Origin of the sequence: Amycolatopsis thermophila, assembly GCF_030814215.1 — a bacterium.
GTDB classification, from domain to species: Bacteria; Actinomycetota; Actinomycetes; order Mycobacteriales; family Pseudonocardiaceae; genus Amycolatopsis_E; species Amycolatopsis_E thermophila.
In genome coordinates, this window is record NZ_JAUSUT010000001.1 from 2,534,295 (window position 1) to 2,555,363 (window position 21,069).

Annotated in this window: 16 protein-coding genes and 1 tRNA gene; 7 read left to right on the plus strand and 10 right to left on the minus strand. The window is 71.4% G+C overall.

Going from position 1 to position 21,069, the window contains the following annotated elements:
* Positions 1-80: 80 nt before the first annotated feature.
* From FB470_RS12550 to FB470_RS12565, 4 genes are read left to right on the plus strand one after another with little or no spacing between them, the layout of a single operon-like run.
* Positions 81-551, plus strand: a complete 471-nt coding sequence (locus tag FB470_RS12550) for a DUF742 domain-containing protein (RefSeq protein ID WP_306991284.1) — start codon at positions 81-83, stop codon at positions 549-551.
* 20 nt (positions 552-571) lie between these two features.
* A complete protein-coding gene (locus FB470_RS12555) occupies positions 572-1,576 on the plus strand; it encodes a cation diffusion facilitator family transporter (RefSeq protein WP_306991286.1) in 1,005 nt (334 codons plus the stop codon).
* Between the two features lie 52 nt (positions 1,577-1,628).
* Positions 1,629-2,225 carry a TetR/AcrR family transcriptional regulator gene (locus FB470_RS12560; RefSeq protein WP_306991288.1) on the plus strand — a complete coding sequence of 199 codons (597 nt, stop codon included), beginning with the start codon at positions 1,629-1,631 and terminating at the stop codon, positions 2,223-2,225.
* Positions 2,218-3,831 carry an acyl-CoA dehydrogenase family protein gene (locus FB470_RS12565; RefSeq protein WP_306991289.1) on the plus strand — a complete coding sequence of 538 codons (1,614 nt, stop codon included), beginning with the start codon at positions 2,218-2,220 and terminating at the stop codon, positions 3,829-3,831. The genes FB470_RS12560 and FB470_RS12565 overlap by 8 nt, the downstream gene beginning before the upstream one ends.
* Here the strand turns inward: FB470_RS12565 and FB470_RS12570 are convergent.
* Positions 3,824-5,254, minus strand: a complete 1,431-nt coding sequence (locus FB470_RS12570) for a sugar porter family MFS transporter (RefSeq protein ID WP_306991291.1) — start codon at positions 5,252-5,254, stop codon at positions 3,824-3,826. The two genes, FB470_RS12565 and FB470_RS12570, sit on opposite strands and share 8 nt — an antisense overlap.
* Positions 5,255-5,839: 585 nt before the next feature.
* Positions 5,840-5,910: transfer RNA gene (locus FB470_RS12580), tRNA-Gly, on the minus strand.
* A 104-nt stretch (positions 5,911-6,014) separates the two neighbouring features.
* On the opposite strand from FB470_RS12580, the gene FB470_RS12585 reads away from it, so the two are divergent.
* Together FB470_RS12585 and dcd are read left to right on the plus strand one after the other, a co-directional pair.
* Positions 6,015-7,232 (plus strand): oxygenase MpaB family protein, encoded by a 1,218-nt coding sequence (locus tag FB470_RS12585; RefSeq protein ID WP_306991293.1) that lies wholly within the window; start codon positions 6,015-6,017, stop codon positions 7,230-7,232.
* 13 nt (positions 7,233-7,245) lie between these two features.
* Positions 7,246-7,830 carry a dCTP deaminase gene (dcd, locus tag FB470_RS12590; protein WP_306991295.1) on the plus strand — a complete coding sequence of 195 codons (585 nt, stop codon included), beginning with the start codon at positions 7,246-7,248 and terminating at the stop codon, positions 7,828-7,830.
* Between the two features lie 120 nt (positions 7,831-7,950).
* On the opposite strand, the gene FB470_RS12595 is transcribed toward dcd, so the two are convergent.
* Both FB470_RS12595 and FB470_RS12600 read right to left on the minus strand, forming a co-directional pair.
* A complete protein-coding gene (locus FB470_RS12595; RefSeq protein ID WP_306991297.1) occupies positions 7,951-8,673 on the minus strand; it encodes a nucleotidyltransferase domain-containing protein in 723 nt (240 codons plus the stop codon).
* Between the two features lies 1 nt (position 8,674).
* Positions 8,675-9,904 (minus strand): hypothetical protein, encoded by a 1,230-nt coding sequence (locus FB470_RS12600; RefSeq protein ID WP_306991299.1) that lies wholly within the window; start codon positions 9,902-9,904, stop codon positions 8,675-8,677.
* On the opposite strand from FB470_RS12600, the gene FB470_RS12605 reads away from it, so the two are divergent.
* Positions 9,897-10,718: a potassium channel family protein gene (locus tag FB470_RS12605; protein WP_306991301.1), complete on the plus strand. Its 822-nt coding sequence runs from the start codon at positions 9,897-9,899 to the stop codon at positions 10,716-10,718. The two genes, FB470_RS12600 and FB470_RS12605, sit on opposite strands and share 8 nt — an antisense overlap.
* A 263-nt stretch (positions 10,719-10,981) precedes the next feature.
* Here FB470_RS12605 and dusB read toward each other — a convergent pair whose 3' ends face one another.
* The 6 genes from dusB to FB470_RS12635 are packed head-to-tail and all read right to left on the minus strand — an operon-like array spanning position 10,982 to position 20,975.
* Positions 10,982-12,127 carry a tRNA dihydrouridine synthase DusB gene (dusB, locus tag FB470_RS12610; protein ID WP_306991303.1) on the minus strand — a complete coding sequence of 382 codons (1,146 nt, stop codon included), beginning with the start codon at positions 12,125-12,127 and terminating at the stop codon, positions 10,982-10,984.
* Positions 12,128-12,155: 28 nt separating this feature from the next.
* Positions 12,156-12,551, minus strand: coding sequence for a hypothetical protein (locus FB470_RS12615; RefSeq protein ID WP_306991305.1), 396 nt, complete (start codon positions 12,549-12,551; stop codon positions 12,156-12,158).
* A 43-nt stretch (positions 12,552-12,594) separates the two neighbouring features.
* Complete coding sequence (locus FB470_RS12620) at positions 12,595-13,431, minus strand: fumarylacetoacetate hydrolase family protein (RefSeq protein WP_306991306.1); 837 nt, start codon at positions 13,429-13,431, stop codon at positions 12,595-12,597.
* A 4-nt stretch (positions 13,432-13,435) separates the two neighbouring features.
* Positions 13,436-16,141, minus strand: coding sequence for a glycoside hydrolase family 78 protein (locus FB470_RS12625; RefSeq protein WP_306991308.1), 2,706 nt, complete (start codon positions 16,139-16,141; stop codon positions 13,436-13,438).
* Entirely contained in the window at positions 16,138-19,689 is a 3,552-nt protein-coding gene (locus FB470_RS12630) for a hypothetical protein (protein ID WP_306991310.1), read from the minus strand. Before FB470_RS12630 ends, FB470_RS12625 begins: the two co-directional genes overlap by 4 nt.
* Entirely contained in the window at positions 19,686-20,975 is a 1,290-nt protein-coding gene (locus FB470_RS12635) for an MFS transporter (RefSeq protein ID WP_306991311.1), read from the minus strand. The genes FB470_RS12630 and FB470_RS12635 overlap by 4 nt, the downstream gene beginning before the upstream one ends.
* Positions 20,976-21,069 lie beyond the last annotated feature (94 nt).

The following is a 21,069-nucleotide window of genomic DNA, read 5'->3' on the forward strand; positions in this document are numbered from 1 at the left end:
AAACCCAACGGGCCGCCGGCGCCCGGTTCCCCACCGAGAAGCAGCTCGCTCGGTACACCGAAGCCGCCGAACCCCAGCCTGTGCCTGAACCGGAGCCCGAACCGTTGCCGGACCCCGAAGCGCGCGAGGAGTTCAAGCCCTCGCCGCGGCCCCGTCCCGAGCCCGCCGCCGTCGAGCCGGACCCCGCCGAGGTGCTCGACCCCGACGAGGAGAACCGGCTGCGCGTGCGGCCGTACGTGCTCACCAAGGGGCGCACCCACTCGGCCTACGAGCTGGCCATCGAAACGCTCGTCTCCGTGCGCGCGGACGCGAAGTGGACCGGGCCCGCGCTGAACGCCGAGTACCAGCCGGTGCGGGCCATCGTGGACAGCCCCCGGTCGCTCGCCGAGGTCGCCGCGCGGATGTCGATCCCGCTCGGCGTGGCCCGGGTGCTGTTGTCCGACATGGCGGAGCTGGGCCTGCTGCACATCCACGGCATCGAGCGGACCGCCGAGGGGCGGCCGCCGCTCGAGCTCATGAAGCGCGTCCTGGACGGCCTGCAGCGGCTCTGACCCACTCGTAGGATCGGCCGGTGAGCGAGGAAACGGAGCGCCCGGACGCCGGGGGCGAAAGCACCCTGACCGTGCTGCTGGCCGGTGGTGTCAACCTGGCGATCGCGATCATGAAGGCGATCGCCGGAGTCATCACCGGTTCGGGCGCGATGCTGTCCGAGGCCGCGCACTCGGTCGCCGACACGTTCACCGAGATCCTGCTGCTCACCGCGCTGCGCCGCTCCGGCAGGCCGGCCGACGTGATACACCCGTTCGGCTACGGCAAGGAACGCTACTTCTGGTCGCTGCTGGCGGCGGTGTCGATCTTCGCTTCGGGCGCGACGTTCGCGCTGTACGAGGGGATCTCGACGGTCCTCGGCGAGCCGGTGGAGCAGAGCAGCCCGATCGTCGGCTACATCGTGCTGGCGCTGGCGTTCGTGATGGAGTCTGTGTCCTGGACGCAGGCGTTCCGCCAGGTGCGCGCCGGCGCGGCGGAGCAGAACCGGACCATCTGGAAGTTCCTGCGCTACATCGACGACCCGGCGCCGAAGACGGTGTTCCTGGAGGACTCCGCGGCCCTGATCGGCCTGGTGCTGGCTTTCGCCGGGTTGTTCCTGCACCAGGTGACGGGGTCGGAGGTGTACGACGGGGTCGCGTCGATCCTGATCGGCCTGCTGCTGGCGGGCGTGGCCTACATCCTGGGCCGCACCAACCTGCGGCTGCTGATCGGGCGCCAGGCGGACCTGACGGTGGTGCGCGGCGTGCGTGAGCACCTGGCGTCGGCGCCGGAGATCGAGGCCGTCGTCGACCTGCAGACGATGCTGCTCGGAACGGACCACGTCCTGGTGTGCGCGCGGGTCGACTTCGACGACGCCCTCGGGGCCTCCGATGTGGAACGCGCGTGCGTCCGCCTCGCGGCCGAGCTGCACGAGGAGTTCACCGACGTGACCGAGGTGTTCATCGAACCGGTCCCGCGCAGCGACCCCGAACTGCGTGCCGCCGTGCTGGCGCGGTACGGCGAAATCGCGAAGCGCTACGGGCGGTAGCCGGCGCACGGCCCCTTGCGTGAAGCCGTGAATCAGTGGTTCACTTCTTCACGTGCCCTACCGACGCACCCCGCAGGTCCAGGCGCGCCTCGACGCCCAGCGTGAGGCGATCCTGACCGCCGCCGCCGAGCTCCTGGCCGAGCGCGGCTACGCGGGCTGTTCGGTGAGCGCCGTCGCGGAGAAGGCCGGCGTCGCCACGGGCACCGTCTACAAGCACTTCCCCGGCAAGGCCGAGCTGGTCGTGGAGCTGTTCCAGAACATCGTCAACCACGAGGTCGCCGCGGTGCGCAAGGCCGCCGAGACGCCCGGCGAGCCGGCCAAGCGGATCGTCACGATCATCGAGACGTTCGCCGAGCGGGCGCTGAAGGTGCCCCGCCAGGCGTACGCGCTCCTGGCCGAGCCGGTCGACGCCCCGATCGAGGCCGAGCGGATCGTGTTCCGGCGCGTGTTCCGGGACGAGGTCGCCCGGCACGTCCGCGAGGGCGTCCGCACCGGCCAGCTGCCCCCGCAGGACGCCGATCTCACGGCGGCGGCCCTGGTCGGGGGCGCCGCCGAGGTGCTCATCGGACCATTGACCACCGACAGCGCCGACGCCGTCGGCGCGCTCCGCACGTTCATCTTCCGCGCGCTGGGAGGCCGCCATGCCTGACACCCACGAGGTCCTCAACCAGGTCCCGCCGCTGGTCGGCTACGACGTCGCCGAGGACGCCGCCCTGCTGGACGGCCTGCGCCGCGAGGGCGGCGGCTGGGCCGAGGACGAGGTCCACGAGCTGGGCCGCCTCGCCGGCAGCGCGAAGGGCCAGGAGTGGGGCCGGGTCGCCAACGAGAACCCGCCGGTCCTGCACACGCACGACCGCTACGGCCACCGCATCGACGAGGTCGAGTACCACCCGTACTACCACGAGCTGATGACCGTGGCGGTCGAGCACGGCCTGCACGCGGCGCCGTGGGCGTCCGACCGCGCCGGCGCGCACGTCGCGCGGGCGGCGAAGGTGCTGGTGTGGAACCAGGCCGAGGGCGGGCACGTCTGCCCGATCTCGATGACCTACGCCGCGGTCCCGACGCTGCGGCACAACCCGGAGCTGGCCGCGGTGTACGAGCCGCTGCTCGCCGCCACCGAGTACGACTTCGGCCTGCGCGTGCCGACGACCAAGCGCGGGCTGATCGCCGGCATGTCGATGACCGAGAAGCAGGGCGGCTCGGACGTCCGCGCCAACACCACGACCGCGCAGCCGTCCGGCGACGGAACGTACGTGCTGACCGGGCACAAGTGGTTCACCTCGGCGCCGATGTCGGACATGTTCCTGACGCTGGCGCAGGCGCCGGGCGGGTTGTCCTGCTTCATGCTGCCGCGCGTGCTGCCCGACGGCTCGCGCAACCGCATCTTCTTCCAGCGCCTGAAGGACAAGCTCGGCAACAAGTCGAACGCCTCGTCGGAGATCGAGTACGACGGCGCGGTCGGCTGGCTCGTCGGTGAGGAGGGCCGCGGGGTCCCGACGATCATCGAAATGGTCAACAACACCCGCCTCGACTGCGTGCTGGGCAGCACTTCGCTGATGCGCCAAGGGGTCGTGCAGGCCGTGCACCACGCGCGGCACCGGTCGGCGTTCGGTGCCCGGCTGGTGGACCAGCCCGCGATGGCGAACGTGCTGGCGGACCTGGTGGTGGAGTCCGAGGCCGCGACGACGGTCGCGTTGCGCCTGGCCGGTGCGACGGCCGATCCCGGACAGCAGGCCTTCCGGCGGCTGGCGCTGGCGGTGACGAAGTACTGGGTGTGCAAGCGCGGCGCCGCGCACACCGCCGAGGCGCTGGAATGCCTGGGCGGCAACGGTTACGTCGAGGACTCCGGCATGCCGCGCCTGTACCGCGAGGCGCCGCTGCTGTCCATCTGGGAGGGTTCCGGCAACGTCGCGGCGCTGGATTCCCTGCGCGCCATGGGCAAGCAACCGGAGTCGGTCGAGGCGTTCTTCGCCGAACTCGACCTCGCCGCCGGCGCCGACGCCCGGCTGGACGACGCGATCGCCCGGCTGCGGAAGGAACTGTCCGACCTGGAGGACCTGCCGTACCGGGCGCGGCGGCTGGCCGAGATGATGGCCCTGGTGCTGCAGGGCTCGCTGCTGGTGCGGTACGCGCCGAAGGCCGTGGCGGACGCCTTCTGCGCGTCCCGGCTGGGCGGTGACTGGGGCATCGCCTTCGGCACGTTGCCGACCGCGGTGGACACCAGGGCCATCATCGAGCGGGCGTTCGTCAGCTGACGTCCTCGATCGCGGTGCCCTTGGTCTCGCGGACGAACTTCAGCGCGAACGGGATCGACAGCAGCGCGAACGCGGCGTAGATCCAGTAGGTGACCGACAGGTTCCAGCCGGCCATGCTCGGGAAGCTGACCGTGACGGCCCAGTTGGCCACCCAGTTCGCGGCGGTGCCGACGGCGAGCGCGGCGCCGCGGATGCGCAGCGGGAACATCTCGCCGAGCATGACCCACAGGATCACGCCCCAGGACATCGCGAACGAGATGACGAACAGGTTCGCGAACACCAGCGCGACCGGGCCCCACGCGCCCGGCAGGGTCAGGTCGCCGTTGACGGTCTGCGCGTTGCCGAACGCGATGGCCGCGACGCCGAGGCCGACGAGCATGCCGACCGAGCCGATCAGCAGCAGCGGCTTGCGGCCCACCCGGTCGATGAAGGCGATCGCGATGAACGTGCCGATGATGTTGATGACCGGGCTGACCATCGAGATCAGCAGCGAGTCGGTGTTCTGGCCGACCGAGTGCCACAGCGTGTCGCTGTAGTAGAAGATCACGTTGATGCCGACGAACTGCTGGAACACCGCCAGCGCGATGCCCACCCAGACGATCGGCAGGAGGCCGAACCTGCCGCCGACCAGGTCGCGGACCTTGGAGCGCTGCTCGGTGCGCAGGCTGCGGCGGATGTCGGCGAGCTTGGCGTCGAGGACATCAGCGGTCCCGCCCTCGACCTCGCGCAGCACCTTGCGGGCCTTCTCGATCTTGCCGTTGGCCAGCAGGAAGTGCGGCGACTCGGGGATGATCGAGGCCAGCACGAAGTAGATCACCGCGGGCACGGCCGCGGCGCCGAGCATCCACTGCCAGGGTTCGATGCCGCCGAGGTTGCCGTTGAGGTCGTGCGAGCCGTCCGCGCCGGCCGGCGCCAGCGCCTTGATGACCCAGTTGACCAGCGCCGACACCCCGATGCCGAGGACGATGGCCAGTTGTTGCAGCGACGCGAGCCTGCCGCGGTAGGCGGGCGGGGCGACCTCGGCGATGTAGGCCGGGCCGATCACGGACGCGACGCCGATGGCGATGCCGCCGATCACGCGCCAGATCGCCAGGTCCCACACGCTGAACGGGAACATCGCTCCGAGGGCGCTGACCAGGAACAGGACCGCCGCGAGCTGCATCGTCCTGATCCGGCCGATCCGGTCGGACAGCAGACCGCCGAACCACGCGCCGACGGCCGAGCCGATCAGGGCGCTCGACACGGTCAGCCCGGTCACCCCGTCACCGACCTCGAAGTGCCGCTGGATGCCGAGAACGGCACCGTTGATGTTCGAGCTGTCGTAGCCGAAGAGGAACCCGCCGACGGCGGCCGCGCCGGCGATGAACACGACATGGGCGAGATGTTGCTGACCGGCTCGCTCCCCGGTCGTCGTCGAACTCACGACCCGTGCTCCTTTTGCCTGAGGTGATTCCGCCATTCGGGGCAACCTACAAAATGGTCCAGTCCATGCCGTACCGCTGGGTGACGTGGCCCACCCGAGCATGGGACGTGAGTGACTCGCGGGCGACGGGCACGGCCCGCGGCGGACCTGCGGAGAGTGGGAGCGTCGGGGCCCGGACCGGTTGAAGCCCGAGCCGCTGATGCCGTGGAGGAGGTCGAGGAACGCGCGCACGTCGTGACGTTCGGACGGCAGGTGCGCTCACGGGCATCGTCGGCGGGGTCCGGAGAAGCCGGACGGCACATCGGCTACCTGACGAAGTCCACCGGCGAGATGGTCGAGGCGACCTCGGCGAGGCAGCGGGAGCACCACGACCAGCTCCACGCCGAGTCGGCGATCACCCCGTGCCCGCCGCGTTACGCGATGCGAGGCCATGGCGGATCGCGGACGGGCCCTCCCGGCTCCTGGAGGAGCACCGGAACGGCAGGTGCCGTAACGGCCCGCCAATGGTCCGCGACCGAGTTGATCAAGAGACGACGAAGGCCAGGTCCGGAGTAGACAGCCGCTGACCTGGGCCTTCGCGCGAAGAGCGGATGACGGGAATCGAACCCGCGTTCTCAGCTTGGGAAGCTGATGTTCTACCATTGAACTACATCCGCAGCGACGCACAGCATACACAACGTCGCCCCCGCTGCCAGCCACCCCCTTGACTCCGTGGCCCGCAAGTGACAACACTCGTTGCCAAAAGGGGAGGTGGGTGTGCATGGACGAGCGGCTCCCGGATCCCGAGCTGTTCCGTCAGGGCGGCTTCCGCTTGGCGCAGAAGCTCTTCGTGAAGGACGACATCCGCGGGACGGAGCGCCAACTGCGCCGGTTCCGCGCGTTCGCCCAGGCCGAGGATCCCCCAGCCGACGCCGTCGTCGCCCTGTTCCACCGGCTTCCTCCCGGGCAGGGGCGGCGGCTGTTCGAGACTGCGCTCCGCCAGGGCGTCGCCGCGCTCGACAACCCGCCTCGGGAACTCGTCGACTTCTTCGAGACCGTCGAGGCCACCCCGTACTGGGTCGATCCCGCCCGCCTCGACCGCGGCGCCAAGGCGATCATCCGCACCGGGGTGCTCGGCCTGTTCCCCCTTGGCGACATGTCGCTCATGGGCGGCTACCTCGCCTCGCGCGCGACGAAATCGCTCGTCGGGACCGGGGAGATCGAGCGCATGGCCAGCCAGCGCCTCGTCGAGACCGCCCTGTGGTGGATGGACGTCACGACGCCCGGCGCACTCGCCGTCCACAGCACCGGCTACGCGTCCGCCCTGCGGGTCCGGCTCGTGCACGCCCACGTCCGCGCCGCCATGCACCGGCGCCCCGACTGGGACTACGACGAGTGGGACAAGCCGATCAACCAGGTCCAGACCGCCGGTACGCTCCTGCTGTTCTCCCTCGTCTTCGTCCACGGCACGCAACTGCTCGGCATCCGCTTCAGCGAGCGCGAGCGGGCCGACATCCTGCACCTGTGGCGCTACGTCGGCTGGCTGCTGGGCATCGACGAGGCACTCCTGCCGGCCACCGAGGACGACGCGTGGCGCCTGTTCTGGCTGCTCGCGTCCACCGAGTTCATACCCGACGAAGACTCCAAGCGCCTCGCCAAAGCCCTGATCGACTCGCACGCCGCGATCGGCGAGGGGCGCGGCGCCGTGGGCAAGGTCCTGTCGCACCTGTCCGTCGCCGTGCACTCCTCGATCAGCCGCCTGGTCCTCGGCAAGGTCAACGCGGACTTCCTCGAGATCCCCAACGACCCGATCGCGCAGGGCGCCGTTCTCGCTGTCGCCGCGGGCAACTTCGCCGCCGAGACCGCCCGGCGGCTCATCCCCGGCGCGACGGCGTTGCAGGAGTACCTCGGCACGCTCGAACGCCGCCGCTACGTCGAGCGCCTCGGCAAGATCTTCAAGGTCGATCCCACCTACGCCCGGCACATGCGAGCGGCCTAGTTAGGGTTAGCGCGTGCTGCTCAGTGACCGTGACCTTCGCAAAGAGCTCGAAGCCGGCCGGCTCGGCATCGACCCGTTCGACCCGGCGATGCTCCAGCCGTCGAGCATCGACGTGCGGTTGGACCGGTTCTTCCGGGTGTTCAACAACAGCCAGTACACCCACATCGACCCCAAGCTGCAGCAGGACGAGCTGACGTCGCTGGTGGAGAAGGACGGCGAGGACGCGTTCGTCCTGCACCCCGGCGAGTTCGTGCTCGCCTCGACGTTCGAGCTGGTCACGCTGCCCGACGACCTCGCCGGGCGGCTCGAGGGGAAGTCGTCGCTGGGCCGGCTGGGGCTGCTCACGCACTCCACCGCCGGGTTCATCGACCCCGGGTTCACCGGGCACATCACGCTGGAGCTGTCGAACGTCGCGAACCTGCCGATCACGCTGTGGCCGGGCATGAAGATCGGGCAGCTGTGCCTGTTCCGGCTCACCAGCCCGGCGGAGAACCCGTACGGCTCGCCCGCCGTCGGATCCCGCTACCAGGGACAACGCGGCCCCACGCCGTCGCGCGCGTACCTGAACTTCCACCGGGTGGACACCACCCAGCGCTAGCGGCGCTGCGCGCCCAGCCGCGGTCGCGTCGTCGATCCCCCGGCGGGCCTTGCGCTGGTCACCGGCCGAGCACGTTCTTGCGTGCCGAATTCCGCTGCCTTGGCGGTAGCCGGGGCCGGCTCAAGAAGTGATGGCGCGGAGCGGCCCGGACAGGCGGGCCGCGAGAGCAGCGTCCACGAATCGGGCCTCCGTGAGTAGCAGCGTGGCCACCACGCCGCACGCGCGTCGCAGTTCGGTGGGGTCCGTGGTCCTGACCAGGGCTTCCGAGAACGGCGCCACGACGTGCGCGGGCAGGTCGTCCATTCCCCGGCCTTGCACGGCGGGGACGTCGTGCCGCAGGCATGCCAGCGCCAGCACCTGGTCGCGCATGCCGCTGATCATGTACTCCGCCTGCCACACCCGGCCGCGGGCGAGACTCGATCGGGCGTGCAGCGCGTAGAGCCACGCCCAGCCGATCAGGTTCTCCGCGTCGGGCGGCGGCGTCTGCGGCAGCTCGTTCGACTCGCCGAACAGAGCCCGAAATTTCGGACCACGGGCGCCGAACTCGGACTCCGGCCAGAACGCGATGTCGACCTGCAGCGTGTCCGCCAGCAGGAACACCCGGAACACGTCCAGGTCCAGGTGGTGAACGGCCCCGTACGACCGGTACATCCGGTCGGTCCACTCGGCCCGGACCTCGTCCCGGTCGGTGACCACGGCGAGCGCCAGGTCGATGTCCGACCAACGGTCCGTTCGTCCGACCGATGCCGACCCGGTCAGCGCCGCGCCGCTGATGCGCGAGTCGGCGCGGGCCGCGGCGACCAGGTCGGCGAGCACGCGGTCACGGCTTTCCGGGGTGAACACCTCAACCTCCCGCCGATGGCTGTGCGCCGACCTTCCACAGCGCCCCCGCGCGCAGGCCCAGCAGCAACGGCACCGAACCGCTGCCGTGGATCAGCTCGGGCAGGGCCGGCGAGAACAGGTCCGCCCCCGCGGCGAGTTCGCGGCCGAACGCGTCGAGGTCGATCTTCTCGAACCGCACCGCCGACGTGAAGTCCCGCTCGGCCCGGCTCGGACGGCGGTCGACGAGCTCCTGACGCGTCACGGACAACTCGGTCAGCCCGAAGAACTCCGGCTTCGCGCCCCGCTCCATCCACCGGGCGAACCCGACGACCGTGGTGCGCGTGATCTCCGATCGCCGCAGCCCCGTCTCCTCGCACAGTTCCCGCTCCATACCCGCGCGCATGACGTCGTGCAGGTCGTCGCCGACGAGGTCGCGCGGCTCCAGCGAGCCGCTGCCCGAGGGCGCCAACAGCGACTGGCTCGCCGAATTCCGGTTCGACTGGACCACCAGCAGCACCCACCCGTCGGTCGTGACCGCCACCGTCGACACGCCCACGATGTCCGCGAGCGGGCTCTCGGCGAGCGTCCGCAGCCGGCCCGCGGCGTCGACCATCATGCGCCGCCGCAGGTCGAACACCACACCGGTGTCCCGGCGGGAGACCCGCAGCGTGGCCAGCTCGTTCGAGCACTGCCCGTCGAAGAACCGCGTGCGGTGCAGACGGATCGGCGCGCCGCGGCCGACCGAGGGCAACGGCTCACCGCGCATGCCCACCACCGTGCCGTTGAACAGCAACCGGCCGTGCGCGCGCAGCGGCAGCACGTGCGGCGCGGTGGCCTTGAGCTCGGCGGGCAGGTGGTAGGGGTCCGCGGCGACGTCGACCGGGAACTCCGCCGTCCACAGTGCCCGGTCAACCGCGTCGCTGACCAGGCCGGTTCCGCGTCCGGGCAGCTCGAGGTAGCGGGCGCCGGGGTAGCTCGCGGGCGGTGGGACGTCCACGTGGGGGAAGGGCGCGGCGATCACGGTGAACTCGTACGCAGCCCAGCGGCCGCGGAGCAGGCGCACGTCCCGGACCAGGGTCACCAGCCCGAGCGCCAGCGCGATCACCGACAGCACGATCCCGACCGCGCTCGGCACGAGCGTGACCACTCCCAGCAGCACGCCCAGCGCGGACACGAACACCGGCCACTCGCGGGAACCGATGAACCAGGCGTAGTCGGCCTTCGCCCTGGCGCGGTTGGTCAGCTTGCCCATCGATCACGGTGTCTACCAGAACCCGGGTGACGATCCGGGCGAAATGATCGGGATCACCGGCTCGCCGCGTGCGACGATCACGCCGAGGACGGGAGGAACGGCGATGTGGGAAAAGCGCATGGAGTGGCCGCTGACCGGAGTCGCGGTCCTGTTCCTGGCCGCCTACGCCTGGCCGATCCTGCAGCCGTCGCTGGGGAGTACCGGCCGGGCGTGGTGCGAGACCGTCACGTGGATCGCGTGGGCGCTGTTCGCCCTCGACTACGTCGTGCGGTTGGTCCAGTCGCCCGACCGCGTGCGGTTCCTGACGCGCAACGTTCTCGACCTGCTGGTCATCGTCCTGCCGCTGCTGCGGCCCCTGCGGCTGCTGCGCCTGGTGGCGATGCTGAACGTCCTCAACCGCAACGCGGCGCTCGCCCTGCGCGGCCGGGTCGTCGTCTACGTCGTCGGCTCCACGGTGCTGATCGTCTTCTGCGCGGCCCTCGCGGTGCTCGAGGCGGAGCGGCCGTTCTCCGACGCCGGCATCCGGACCTTCCCGGACGCGCTGTGGTGGGCGATCACCACGATCACGACCGTCGGCTACGGCGACCGCTACCCGGTGTCCGGCACCGGCCGGATGATCGCCGTCGGGCTGATGGTCGCGGGGATCGCGCTGCTGGGCGTGGTGACGGCCACGTTCGCGTCGTGGCTGGTCAAGCGCGTCGAGGAGGTCGAGGCGTCCTCGCAGACCGTGACCTGCGCGCAGATCGCCGAGCTGAGCCGCGAGATCGCCGAACTGCGCGCCGCGCTGGCCGCGAACGACCGGAAGGACCCCTGACGCGCACGTCACCGGAGCAGCTCGAGGGCGATTACTGGGAGGCCCGCCGCTCCACGAGGACCGAACGTCCCCGGCGGCGCAGCGGCGGTGCGCCGGGCTGACCGCCGGCGGCGGTGACGGCCGCGTGGCGCGGGCGACCGCAGCGGTGGGGGCGTCGTGCGGCGAGAGGAGGCTGCGGGCCGGCTGGCCGGGCCCTCGCCGCCCCGCGGTCCCGCGGAGCCGCTGTGGGAGATCTTGCAGCTGGGGGCGGGGCCCCCGGACGGCTAACCGCCCGAGTGCATGTCCTCGGCCTCGGGCACCAGGTCGTCGTCCGGGTTGTCGAGCCATCCGTGCGGCAGCGTGACCTTCCCGGGCGAGCCCTGCCGCCCGCGCGGGCCCAGCGCGTCCGCCGGGAAGGGGGCCGTGTGGTCCAGCTGGGCGATCAGCTCGTCCAGCTCCTCCATCGTCGACACCAGCGCGAACCGGCGTCGCAGCTCGGAGCCGACCGGGAAGCCCATGAAGTACCAGGCCATGTGCTTGCGCAGGTCGCGCATCGCCTTGGCCGGGCCGTCGTGCTGGACCAGCAGCTCCGCGTGCCGGCGCAGGACGCGCGCCACCTCGCCCAGGTTCGGCCCCTCGGGCACCGGGCGGCCGGCGAACGCGGCCTCCAGCTCGCCGAACAGCCACGGCCGGCCCAGGCAGCCGCGCCCGACGACCACGCCGTCGCACCCGGTCTCGGCGACCATGCGCAGCGCGTCGTCGGCCGTGAAGATGTCGCCGTTGCCCAGTACGGGGATGGTCTGGACGGCCTCCTTCAGCCGCGCCACCGCGCTCCAGTCGGCCTTGCCGGAGTAGCGCTGGGCGGCCGTGCGGGCGTGCAGCGACACCGCCGCCGCGCCCTCGGCCTCGGCGATGCGGCCGGCGTCGAGGAACGTGTGGTGGTCGTCGTCGATGCCGATGCGGAACTTGACCGTGAACGGGACGCCCGCGGCGTCGGCCGCCTCCACCGAGGCGCGCACGATCTGGGCGAACAGCTTCCGCTTGTACGGCAGCGCCGCGCCGCCACCCTTGCGGGTGACCTTGGCGACCGGGCAGCCGAAGTTGCTGTCGATGTGGTCCGCCAGGCCCTCACCGACGATGATCTTGACCGCTTCCCGCATGGTCTTCGGGTCGACCCCGTACAGCTGCATCGACCTGGGGTGTTCGTGCTCGCCGAACGTCATCATGTGCATCGTGCCCGGATGGCGCTCGACGACGGCGCGCGCGGTGATCATCTCGCACACGTAGATGCCGGCGCCGTACTCCTGGCACAACCGCCGGAAGGCGACGTTCGTGATGCCGGCCATGGGCGCGAGCACCACCGGCGGATCGACCTCGTACGGGCCGATCTTCAGCGCGGGCTTGCTCAGGGTCGCGGTCACGCCCTCCATTGTCGCTGGTGACTCGCGCCACCCGAAGTTAGGCCCGCTCGACGGCCGGGATCTCGGGGTGACGCCGCGACCGCGGCCGCCCGGCGGTGACCGTCCACAGGACCTTCCCGTCGGGGTGCGTGCCGCCCACGCAGGTCAGCCGCCGGCACACGACGTGCCCGGTGTGGCCCGTGGTGCCGAGCTCGATCTTCAGGTGCGGGATGTCCACGGTCGGGCTCTGCAGGATCGCGTCCTCGGCCCGGCCGACCACCAGACCGGTGAACCACAGCTGGTCGAAGTGCAGGGACAGGACGCACTCGAAGAGCAGTTCGACCGGTTCGTCGGGGTTGTCGTCCGTGCGCAGGACCAGCTCCGAGTGCTCGACGTCGTAGCGCCACACGCGGAAGTCCCGGGACGAGCTGAACAACGGCTCCGGCTGGTTCATGGCCCCAGTATGGGTGCTCGGCGCGCCCCGCGTGGCCTGGATGTCACCGGATCAGTTGGCGTTGCCTGCCCAGGCCGTCGATCTCGAGCTCGACCACGTCGCCCGGCCGCAGGTACGGGTAGCGGCCGCTCAGCGCGACGCCCTCCGGGGTGCCCGTGTTGATCACGTCGCCCGGGTCGAGGACCAGGTACTGCGACAGGTCGAACACCAGCTGCGCCACCGAGAAGATCATGTCCGCGGTCGTCGAGTTCTGGCGCGGCTCGCCGTTGACCCACGACCGCAGCCCGAGCTTCTGCGGGTCCTCGATGTCCGTCGCCAGCCACGGGCCCAGCGGGTTGAACGTCTCGGCGCTCTTGCCCTTCGACCACTGCCCGCCGGACTGCTCGATCTGCAGCGACCGCTCCGACACGTCGTTGCCGATCGCGTACCCGGCCACGTGCGCCAGCGCCTCCCCGGGCGAGGACAGGTACCGCGCCTGCTTCCCGATCACCACCGCCAGCTCGACCTCCCAGTCGACCTTCGTCGCGCCGGGCGGGATCAGCACGTCGTCGTCCGGGCCGACCACCGTGTTCGGGTGCTTGAAGAAGATGATCGGCCGTTCGGGCGGCGCGGAGCCGGACTCGGCGGCGTGGGCGGCGTAGTTCTGCCCGATGCAGATCACCGCGCCGGGCTTGGCGACCGGCGCGCCGATCCGCCGGCCCGGGTCCGCCACCACGGGCAGCGAACCGGCGGCCAGTTCGGCCCGGACGCGGTCCAGCCCGCCGTCGGCCAGGAAATCGCCGGTCACGTCCGCCGTCACCGAGCTCAGGTCGAACAAGCCACCGTCGTGGCGCACCGCGGGCCGTTCGGCGCCACGCTCACCGAGTCGCATCAGTTCCACGGGATCACTCTAGGAGCTTTTCCAGCGCCCGCTTCGCCGTGGACCCGTCGGCGAGCGTCTTCATCGCCAGGAAATCGGCCAGGTCGGGCGCCGGCCGGTCGAGGTAGCGCCCCGCCCGGTGCGCCGCGTCCACCGCGTCCTCGGCGAGCCCGTGGGAGACCAGCAGCGACACCGCGTCGTCCCACTTCGGGGAACCGATCAGGTCACGAACGGTCCGTACGTGCGGCTGCACCAGGCACGGATCCGGCACCGTCCAGCTGTGCCGGCCGTGCCGCACCTCGACCGCCGAATCGCCCGGCACGTGCACCTTCGCCGTCACCCCGGGCGGGACGACGACCTCCAGCGTCAATCGCCCGCTGTCCCGTCGCCAGGCCACGGACGCTTCGCCGTAGGGCGTTTCGTGCCGGGCCGAGGCGTGGGTGAGCGCCGCGTTCGGGACCGGGCGAACGGTCATCTCGCGGTACCCCGGAGCCCACGGGGCCAGGCCGGCGACCGTGCGGTGCATCCAGTCGGCCACCGCGCCCAGCGCGTAGTGGTTGAACGACGTCATCTCGCCGGGGTTGATCGACCCGTCCGGCAGCATGCTGTCCCAGCGCTCCCAGATCGTCGTCGCGCCCATCGTCACCGGGTACAGCCACGACGGGCACCCCCGTTCCAGCAGCAGCCGGTACGCCAGCCCGGGATACCCGGCGTCGGTCAGCGCGTCGGTGATCAGCGGTGTCCCGACGAACCCGGTCGCGATGCGGAAACCGTTGGTGCGCACCAGGTCCGCGAGCCGCCGCCCGGCCGCGCTCCGCTGTTCCGGCGTCGGCAGCAGCGCCCATTCGATCGCCTGCGCGTAGACGGTCGGCGCGTCCGAGAGCACCCGGCCCGAGCCGGTGACGTACTCGCGCGCGAACGCTGCCCGGGTTCGCTCGGACAGCGTCCGGTATTTCGAACCGTCCCGCCCCAGCACCTCCGCCGCGTCGGCGACGATCTCCGCGGACCGCGCGAGGTACGCCGTCGCGACCACGTCGGAGTCGGCCTTCGCGGCGAACGGGTCGTCCGGCGGCGCGGCCGGGTCGAGCCAGTCGCCGAACTGGAACCCGCCGGCCCACACGTCGTCCGTGGTGAGCGAGGCGATCTTGTCGACCCAGCCGCGCATGCTGTCGAACTGCCGCGCCAGCACCTCGGCATCGCCGAACCGCTGGTAGAGCACCCACGGCACGACGACGGCCGCGTCGCCCCACGCCGTCGCGGTCGGATCGTCGCCGGGCAGGACGTCCGGGATCACGAACGGCACCGCGCCATCCGGACGCTGGTCGGCCGCCAGGTCGGCCAGCCACGAACGGAGGAACCCGGCGCAGTCGTAGAGGAAGCTCGCGGTGGGCGAGAAGACCTGGATGTCCCCGGTCCAGCCGAGCCGCTCGTCCCGCTGCGGGCAGTCGGTCGGCACGTCCACGAAGTTGCCGCGCATGCCCCACACGACGTTGTCGTGGAACTTCTCCAGGTCCGGGTCCGAGCAGGTGAACCAGCCGGTGCGCCGCAGGTCGCTGTGGACCACCACGGCCTCCAGGTCCGCCGCGCGCAGATCGTCCACTCCGGACACCTCGGCGTAGCGGAAGCCGTGGAAGGTCAGGCTCGGTTCGAGCACGGTCTCGGTGCCGCCGGGCAGGACGTAGGTGTCGGTCGCCTTCGCCGACCGCAGCGGCCGCACGCCCAGTTCGCCGTTCTCCAGCACCTCCGCGTGCCGCACGGTGACCTCACGAGCGTCCCGCACGCGCACCCGCACCCAGCCGACCACGTTCTGCCCGAAGTCCACCAGCGTCTTCCCGGACGGCGACGACCACACCCGCACCGCGGGCACCACCTCGGTCACCCGCACCGGCGGGCCCTCCGGCGCGACGAGCCGTCCGAGGTCGGCCTCCACCACCTCGACCGAGTCCACTTCGGACTCGGTGAGCGTCAGGTCCGTGTGCTGCCCGTCGTACAGGTCGTCGGAGACGATCCGGCTCTCCCGCGCCGACCACCGCTCGTCGGTGCCGACGACCTCGGTGGTGCCGTCGGCGTAGGTGACCTCGAGCTGCGCCAGCAGCGCGAGCCGGTCGCCGTAGAGCGCGCGGCGGCCGCTCCAGCCCAGCCGCCCGCGGAACCAGCCGTTGCCGAGCAGGAACTCCAGATCGTTCGTCCCCTCGCGCAGCAGCGAGGTGACGTCGTGCGTCTGGTACCGCAGCCGGTGCCGGTAGCTGGTCCAGCCGGGCGCCAGCACCTCGTCACCGACGGGCGATCCGTTGATCGACGCGGTGTAGACGCCGTGCGCGGTCGCGTACAGCCGCGCCGAGACGATGCCCGGCCGCAGCTCGACGCTTCTGGTCAGGATCGGCGCACGCTGCCCGATGCCGCCGATCGTGCGCGGGCTGATGAACCTCGCCGACCAGTCCTCGGGCCGCAACAGCCCGGTTTCCACGGTCGCCGGTTCCGACCACTCGTCGCCGACGCGGATCCGCACGGTCGCGCGGGTCCGCGAGGGCAGCGGTTCGAACGGCCACGGCACCAGCACCTGCTCGGCCGAGGCGACCCGGACCGTGTGCGAACCGTCGATTTCGACCTCGTACCCGGTCTGCGTCCACTCCGGATCGTCGGTGCGCACCTGCCAGGACAGCCGGGGCGTGCCGGTGCCGATGCCCAGTGCGGTGTCGTGGTGCTCGAATCGGATGGCGGTGACGGTCAACGATCGCTCTCCTTCTCGTGCTGTACCAGCCGCACCGGCCCGAACAGGCCCGTGCGGACCTGCCCGGCGGCCACGGCCAACGTCGGCGACGCGTCGTCGAGGTACCCGGCGAGCGTCCCCCGGACGACGATCTCCAGCTCGTTAGCGCCGGGCCGGAGCGCGTCCGAGATTTCGGACCGCCACGGACCCCACACGAGCCGGTCCACCAGCTGCCCGTTCACCAGGACGTCCGCGGTGCCGCGTACCTCGCCGAGGTCGAGCACCACGCGACCGGGCAGTGCCTGGACCGTCGTGCGGTACCGGACCAGACCGCCCAGTGCACGCAGCCCGAGGTCCTCCCAGCTCCGCAGCTCGATCGGGGCCTCGGCGGTCTCGACTTCGATCCCGGCGTCGAGCAGGGCGCCGCCCCGGCGGCCGTCCACCGCGCGGAACCGCAGCTCGACGGGGGTGCCGGCGGCGAGCGGCGCCGGGAAGGCGACCCGCCGGCCGGCCGGCTTGTACTCCGTCTCGCCGACCCGCACGACCACCTCGAGGCCCGTCGGGATCCGCAGTGCCACCGCCCCCAGTGGAGCCGGGAACATCAGGGACTCGGTGCGCTCCCCGGCGGGCTCGACGTCGGGGACCACCGGCACCACGACGTCGCCGGGGGCCGCCTCCGGTTCGAGCCAGTGCGCGCCGGGCAGCGGGTGCGGCCGGGGCCGCAGGCACAGGAAGCGCGGGTCGCGCTTGTGCGTGCGGCGCACCTCGCCCCAGTCCGGGCCGCTGACCAGCCGCGGATCGGAGGAGTCGACCGCCACCGGTCCGGACGTGATCAGGGTGAGGGTGTTGTCCCCGGTCCGGAGGTGTTCGCGCAGGTCGTAGGGGTGGATGCGGATCTCGCGGAAGCCGGGGTAGGGGTTGAAGTCGCCCTGGCGGCCGACCTCGGTGCCGTTGACCAGCACCCGGCAGGCCTCCTCCGACGCGACCTGCACGGTCGCGTCGGTGGGCATCTCGTGGAGGGTGAAGGTGCGGTTGATCTCGCCGCCGGCGAGCCATTCCGGCCTGCGGTAGGCCGCCGGATCGGTCACGACCGCGAACGACGCCCGCAGCGGGCCGTCCTGGTCGGCGGTGAACTCGATCTCCACGCGGACGGTCCGGTCGGACGGGAGCGGGCTGAACGACTGGTACCCCGGGCCGTCGACCGGCACCTCAGCACCGTCCACGAACACCCGCCGCGCCGCACTCGCGCCGACCGCGAGGTGCAGGCCCTCCCGCTCGGGCAGTGGCAGATGCGTCCGCACGGCGACGGTTTCGCCGGCTCGGACGTGCCGCCAGTCGAGGAACTCCTCGGGCACGTAACCCTTGGGGCCCAGCGTTTCGCCGTGGCCGGGGTCGCTGCGGATGCCCCGCGACAGCGACCACTCCGCCGGACGCCACCCGTTCGCGTCGCGGACCTCGGCGAACACGCCGTACCCGGCGACGGCGTCCCCGAATCGCCAGACCTCCAGCGGCAGGACGCCTGCGCGCGACGGATCGGCGAGGTCGCCGTGCCGGTTGTCCAGAGTGGACTCCGCACGCGCGCGCCAGCCGTCGAGCGTCACGCTCCGGACGACCGGCCCGGGCGGGACGTGCGTGGCCTCCGGCAGGTCGTCACCGAACACCAGCAGCGTGATCGGGCCGTCGGTGAAGGCGACCTCCACCACGCCGTCCACGACAGGGACGTTCGTGCGCTCCCCGGTGCGCGGGTTCCACTGCTGCGCGCACCCGGTCACGCCGGTGACCCGTGCGACGCGGTCCGACGGCGGGACGAACTCGTAGCCCTCCTCGTGCAGCTGCCGCCAGTACTCGTCCCACGGGAAACCCTTGGTGGTCCACTCCTCGCGGTCGAGGTCGATGATCGGCGCGCGGGTGCCGGTGCGCTCGTCGTGCGCGGTGAGGAGCACGACGTGCCGGTCACCGTGACGGCGCAGCAGGAACGGAACGTCGGACGTGATCCGGGATTTCGGAAGCACGCCCGGCACGTCCTCGGGCACGGCGACCGAGAGCGCGCCCTCGACCGCCGTGCCGCCCACGCAGACCACCGTGCCGCCCGCCGCGGCGAACTCGGCCAGCCTCGCGGCCGCGGCCGGAAGCAGCAGCTCGACCTCGGGCAGGACCACCGCCCGGTAGGTCTCCGGGCCGATCCGCAGCCCGCCGGGCACCACCGTCCCGGACGCGATGGTCACCTCGTCGAGGGTGTCGTGGTCGATCCCGGCCCGCTCCAGCACACCGCGTTCCTCGGCGAACCAGGTGCCGACGCCGTTGAGGGCGTGGAACGTGGCCGCGGCGCGCTCGGCCGGCGGCAGGGGACCGTCGAGCGTGAGGTAGGCCTGCGCGGTGCTGGTCGGCGACAGCAGCACGACATCGCACTCGTGCGTCCCCGTCGTGAGCACCGAGCACAACCGGCTCACCGCACCGGAGAACTGGTGGTAGGCGGGCCAGTACGGCTGCCGCCAGCAGGTCGACGGCGGCGCCCACTCCCACCAGCCGCCGACGGTCGAGTAGTAGACCGCGTGCGGGTCGTAGAGGGTCGCGCCGCGGCGCAGGAACGGCGCGAGCCAGTCGTAGGTCTCTTCGAGCGTCCCGCCCCAGCCCGACGAGTGGAACGCCTCGATCCACGTGCGCGGGTGCCCGTGTGCGTGGGCGAGCGAGCTGTGCACCTTCGCGTCGCCCCAGTGGTCGCTGCCCGGCGCGCCGTACCCGGAATGCGTGCCCAGGTAGTCGCCGTAGATGCGGACGCCGCCCACCGGGTCGCCTTCGCGGGCCGGGCTCGCCTGGTCGAAACCGCAGATCAGACCCCGGTGGCTGAACCACTGAGCCAGTGGATCGAAGAACGCGCGGCGGGCCAGCCGGGCGCGGTGTTCCTGGTAGTCCCGCCGGATCCGGGCGGACTCGGGGTCCGCGCCCTCGTACAGCGCGGACAGCCGGGGCACCAGGTCGTACCCGTACTCGGCCTCGAACGTCTCCGCGAAGTCGTGCCCCCACGTCGGCAGTGGCGGCAGCTCGTCCTGGAAGAACCCCGGGATGACGGTCCCGAACCACCGGCCGACCTGCCGCTCCAGCTCGCCGTGCACCTGGTCGAGCAGTGCCGCGCAGGCGGCCTCGCCGAAGTAGTCGAAGCCGCTGACGTGGTGGCCGATCGTGCCGTCCGGCTCGCGGTGCAGGGCCAGCCCGGCGAACTCCGGGCGGGCCGCGGTGAGGCGGCCCTGGAAGTTCGCCCCGGAGAACCCGATCTGGTCGTACATCCACAGCTGGAAGCCCAGCTCGGCGGCGTCCGCGCAGGCGCCGTCGAGCAGCTCCGTCCACTCCGGACTCAGAAACGGCGGGTCGTCGGCCAGCGAACCGAACATCGGCCCGGTCGGCGCCAGGCACATCACCACCGCCTGCCGGACGCCCTGCGACACCAGTTGTTCCATCTGCCACCGGATCCGGTCCCCGGTGACCCGGCCGCCGCTCCACCACCAGATCGGCAGCGGGGAGAACTCGGGGCCGGGATCGGTGAACCGGGTCAGCAGCTCGTCGGAGCTCATGCGGTCGCGCGCTCCGCCTCGATCTGCTCCAGCGACTTGCCGGAGGTGTTCGGCATGAAGAAGAACCCGACCGCCCCGCTGATCACCAGGAACAGCGTGAGCAGGCCGCCGGCGAGGGTGAACCCACCGCTGGCCAGCGTCGGCAGGAAGAAGCTCCACACGCCGAGCATCGTGCGCGCCACGCCGAAGGTGAAGCCCTGGGCGGTGCCGCGCAGCATCGTCGGGAACAGTTCCTGGCTCCACACCTTGTAGAACGCCTCACCGGCGAGCGAGCAGCCGACGCCGAACAACACGATGTTCGCGATGATCACCGGGATGTTGAACGGCAGCACCACGTAGATGCCGTAGGCCACGATCTGCATCACCGCGCCGATGCCCCACATCCACTTGCGCGTGCTGTGGCTGCGGTCGGCGAACTTCATGAACACCAGGGTGGTGACCAGGATGCCGATCACGAACCCGGCGCAGGACAACGCGACGCTGGCCGCCTGGCTGCCCGCGTTGAGGGTCTTGATGACGTAGGGCGTGAAGATGCCGCCGGTGCCGGCCGCGATGTTCCAGAACACGTAGACGATCGCGGTGAACAGCAGGGCCTTGAGGTGCGCGCCGCGGAAGAGCGCTTTCAGCTGGTACTTGACTTCCCTGGTGGACGAGGCCGAGGTCCAGCGGGCCGATTCGGACAGCCCGCGCCGCAGCGCCCAGGTCACCAGGGCGACGACGAACAGGTGCAGGAACACGATCCGCGTGCCGAGCAGGTCCAGCGGGGTCAGCGCCAGCGACAGCAGCAGCACGATCACCGGGCCGACGTTCCAGGCGACCTGCGTGAAGCCGAGGAGTTTCCCGCGCGCCTTGGACGGGGAGAACTCGCCGACCAGCGCCAGTGACGTGGGCACGTCGGCACCCACCGCCACGCCGACGACGAACGTGCCGATGAACAGCATCGGCGCGTTGACCGCGAGCGCGATGCACAGGATGCCGGCCGCGTAGACGAGCAGGTCGTACTTGTAGATCCGTTTCCGGCCCAGCTTGTCGCCGAGGCGGCCGCCGATGAACGCGCCGATCGCGCAGCCGATGGCGTTCGGCCCGATCGCGGCGAGCGCGCCCACCGCGCCGTCGGACAGGCCCAGGTAGCTCTGGAACAGGGCCAGTCCGGCGCCGAGTGCGACGATCGAACCGGCGTCCAGGTAGGAGGCCATGCCGGCCAGCACCGACCACCGCCACTGCTGGCGGCTGATCGTCCCGCCGTCCTCGACGGCACTGGCCCCGATCGCTTCGCGTGAGGTCATGTGGGGTTCCTCGTCTTCCTTGACGCGGGTCACATTTTGAAACGTATTAAGGAGGCAGATTAGACCGGTAGTGGGCAAATCACAAGCTTCCGTT

What these genes read in the sequence shown, in the direction of transcription:
- FB470_RS12565 (WP_306991289.1), top strand. Translation starts at nt 2,218, where the DNA reads ATGCCTGACACCCACGAGGTCCTCAACCAGGTCCCGCCGCTGGTCGGC.
- FB470_RS12585 (WP_306991293.1), top strand. Translation starts at nt 6,015, where the DNA reads ATGGACGAGCGGCTCCCGGATCCCGAGCTGTTCCGTCAGGGCGGCTTC.
- FB470_RS12600 (WP_306991299.1), bottom strand. Translation starts at nt 9,904, where the DNA reads ATGGGCAAGCTGACCAACCGCGCCAGGGCGAAGGCCGACTACGCCTGG.
- dusB (WP_306991303.1), bottom strand. Translation starts at nt 12,127, where the DNA reads ATGGAGGGCGTGACCGCGACCCTGAGCAAGCCCGCGCTGAAGATCGGC.
- FB470_RS12615 (WP_306991305.1), bottom strand. Translation starts at nt 12,551, where the DNA reads ATGAACCAGCCGGAGCCGTTGTTCAGCTCGTCCCGGGACTTCCGCGTG.
- FB470_RS12630 (WP_306991310.1), bottom strand. Translation starts at nt 19,689, where the DNA reads ATGAGCTCCGACGAGCTGCTGACCCGGTTCACCGATCCCGGCCCCGAG.
- FB470_RS12635 (WP_306991311.1), bottom strand. Translation starts at nt 20,975, where the DNA reads ATGACCTCACGCGAAGCGATCGGGGCCAGTGCCGTCGAGGACGGCGGG.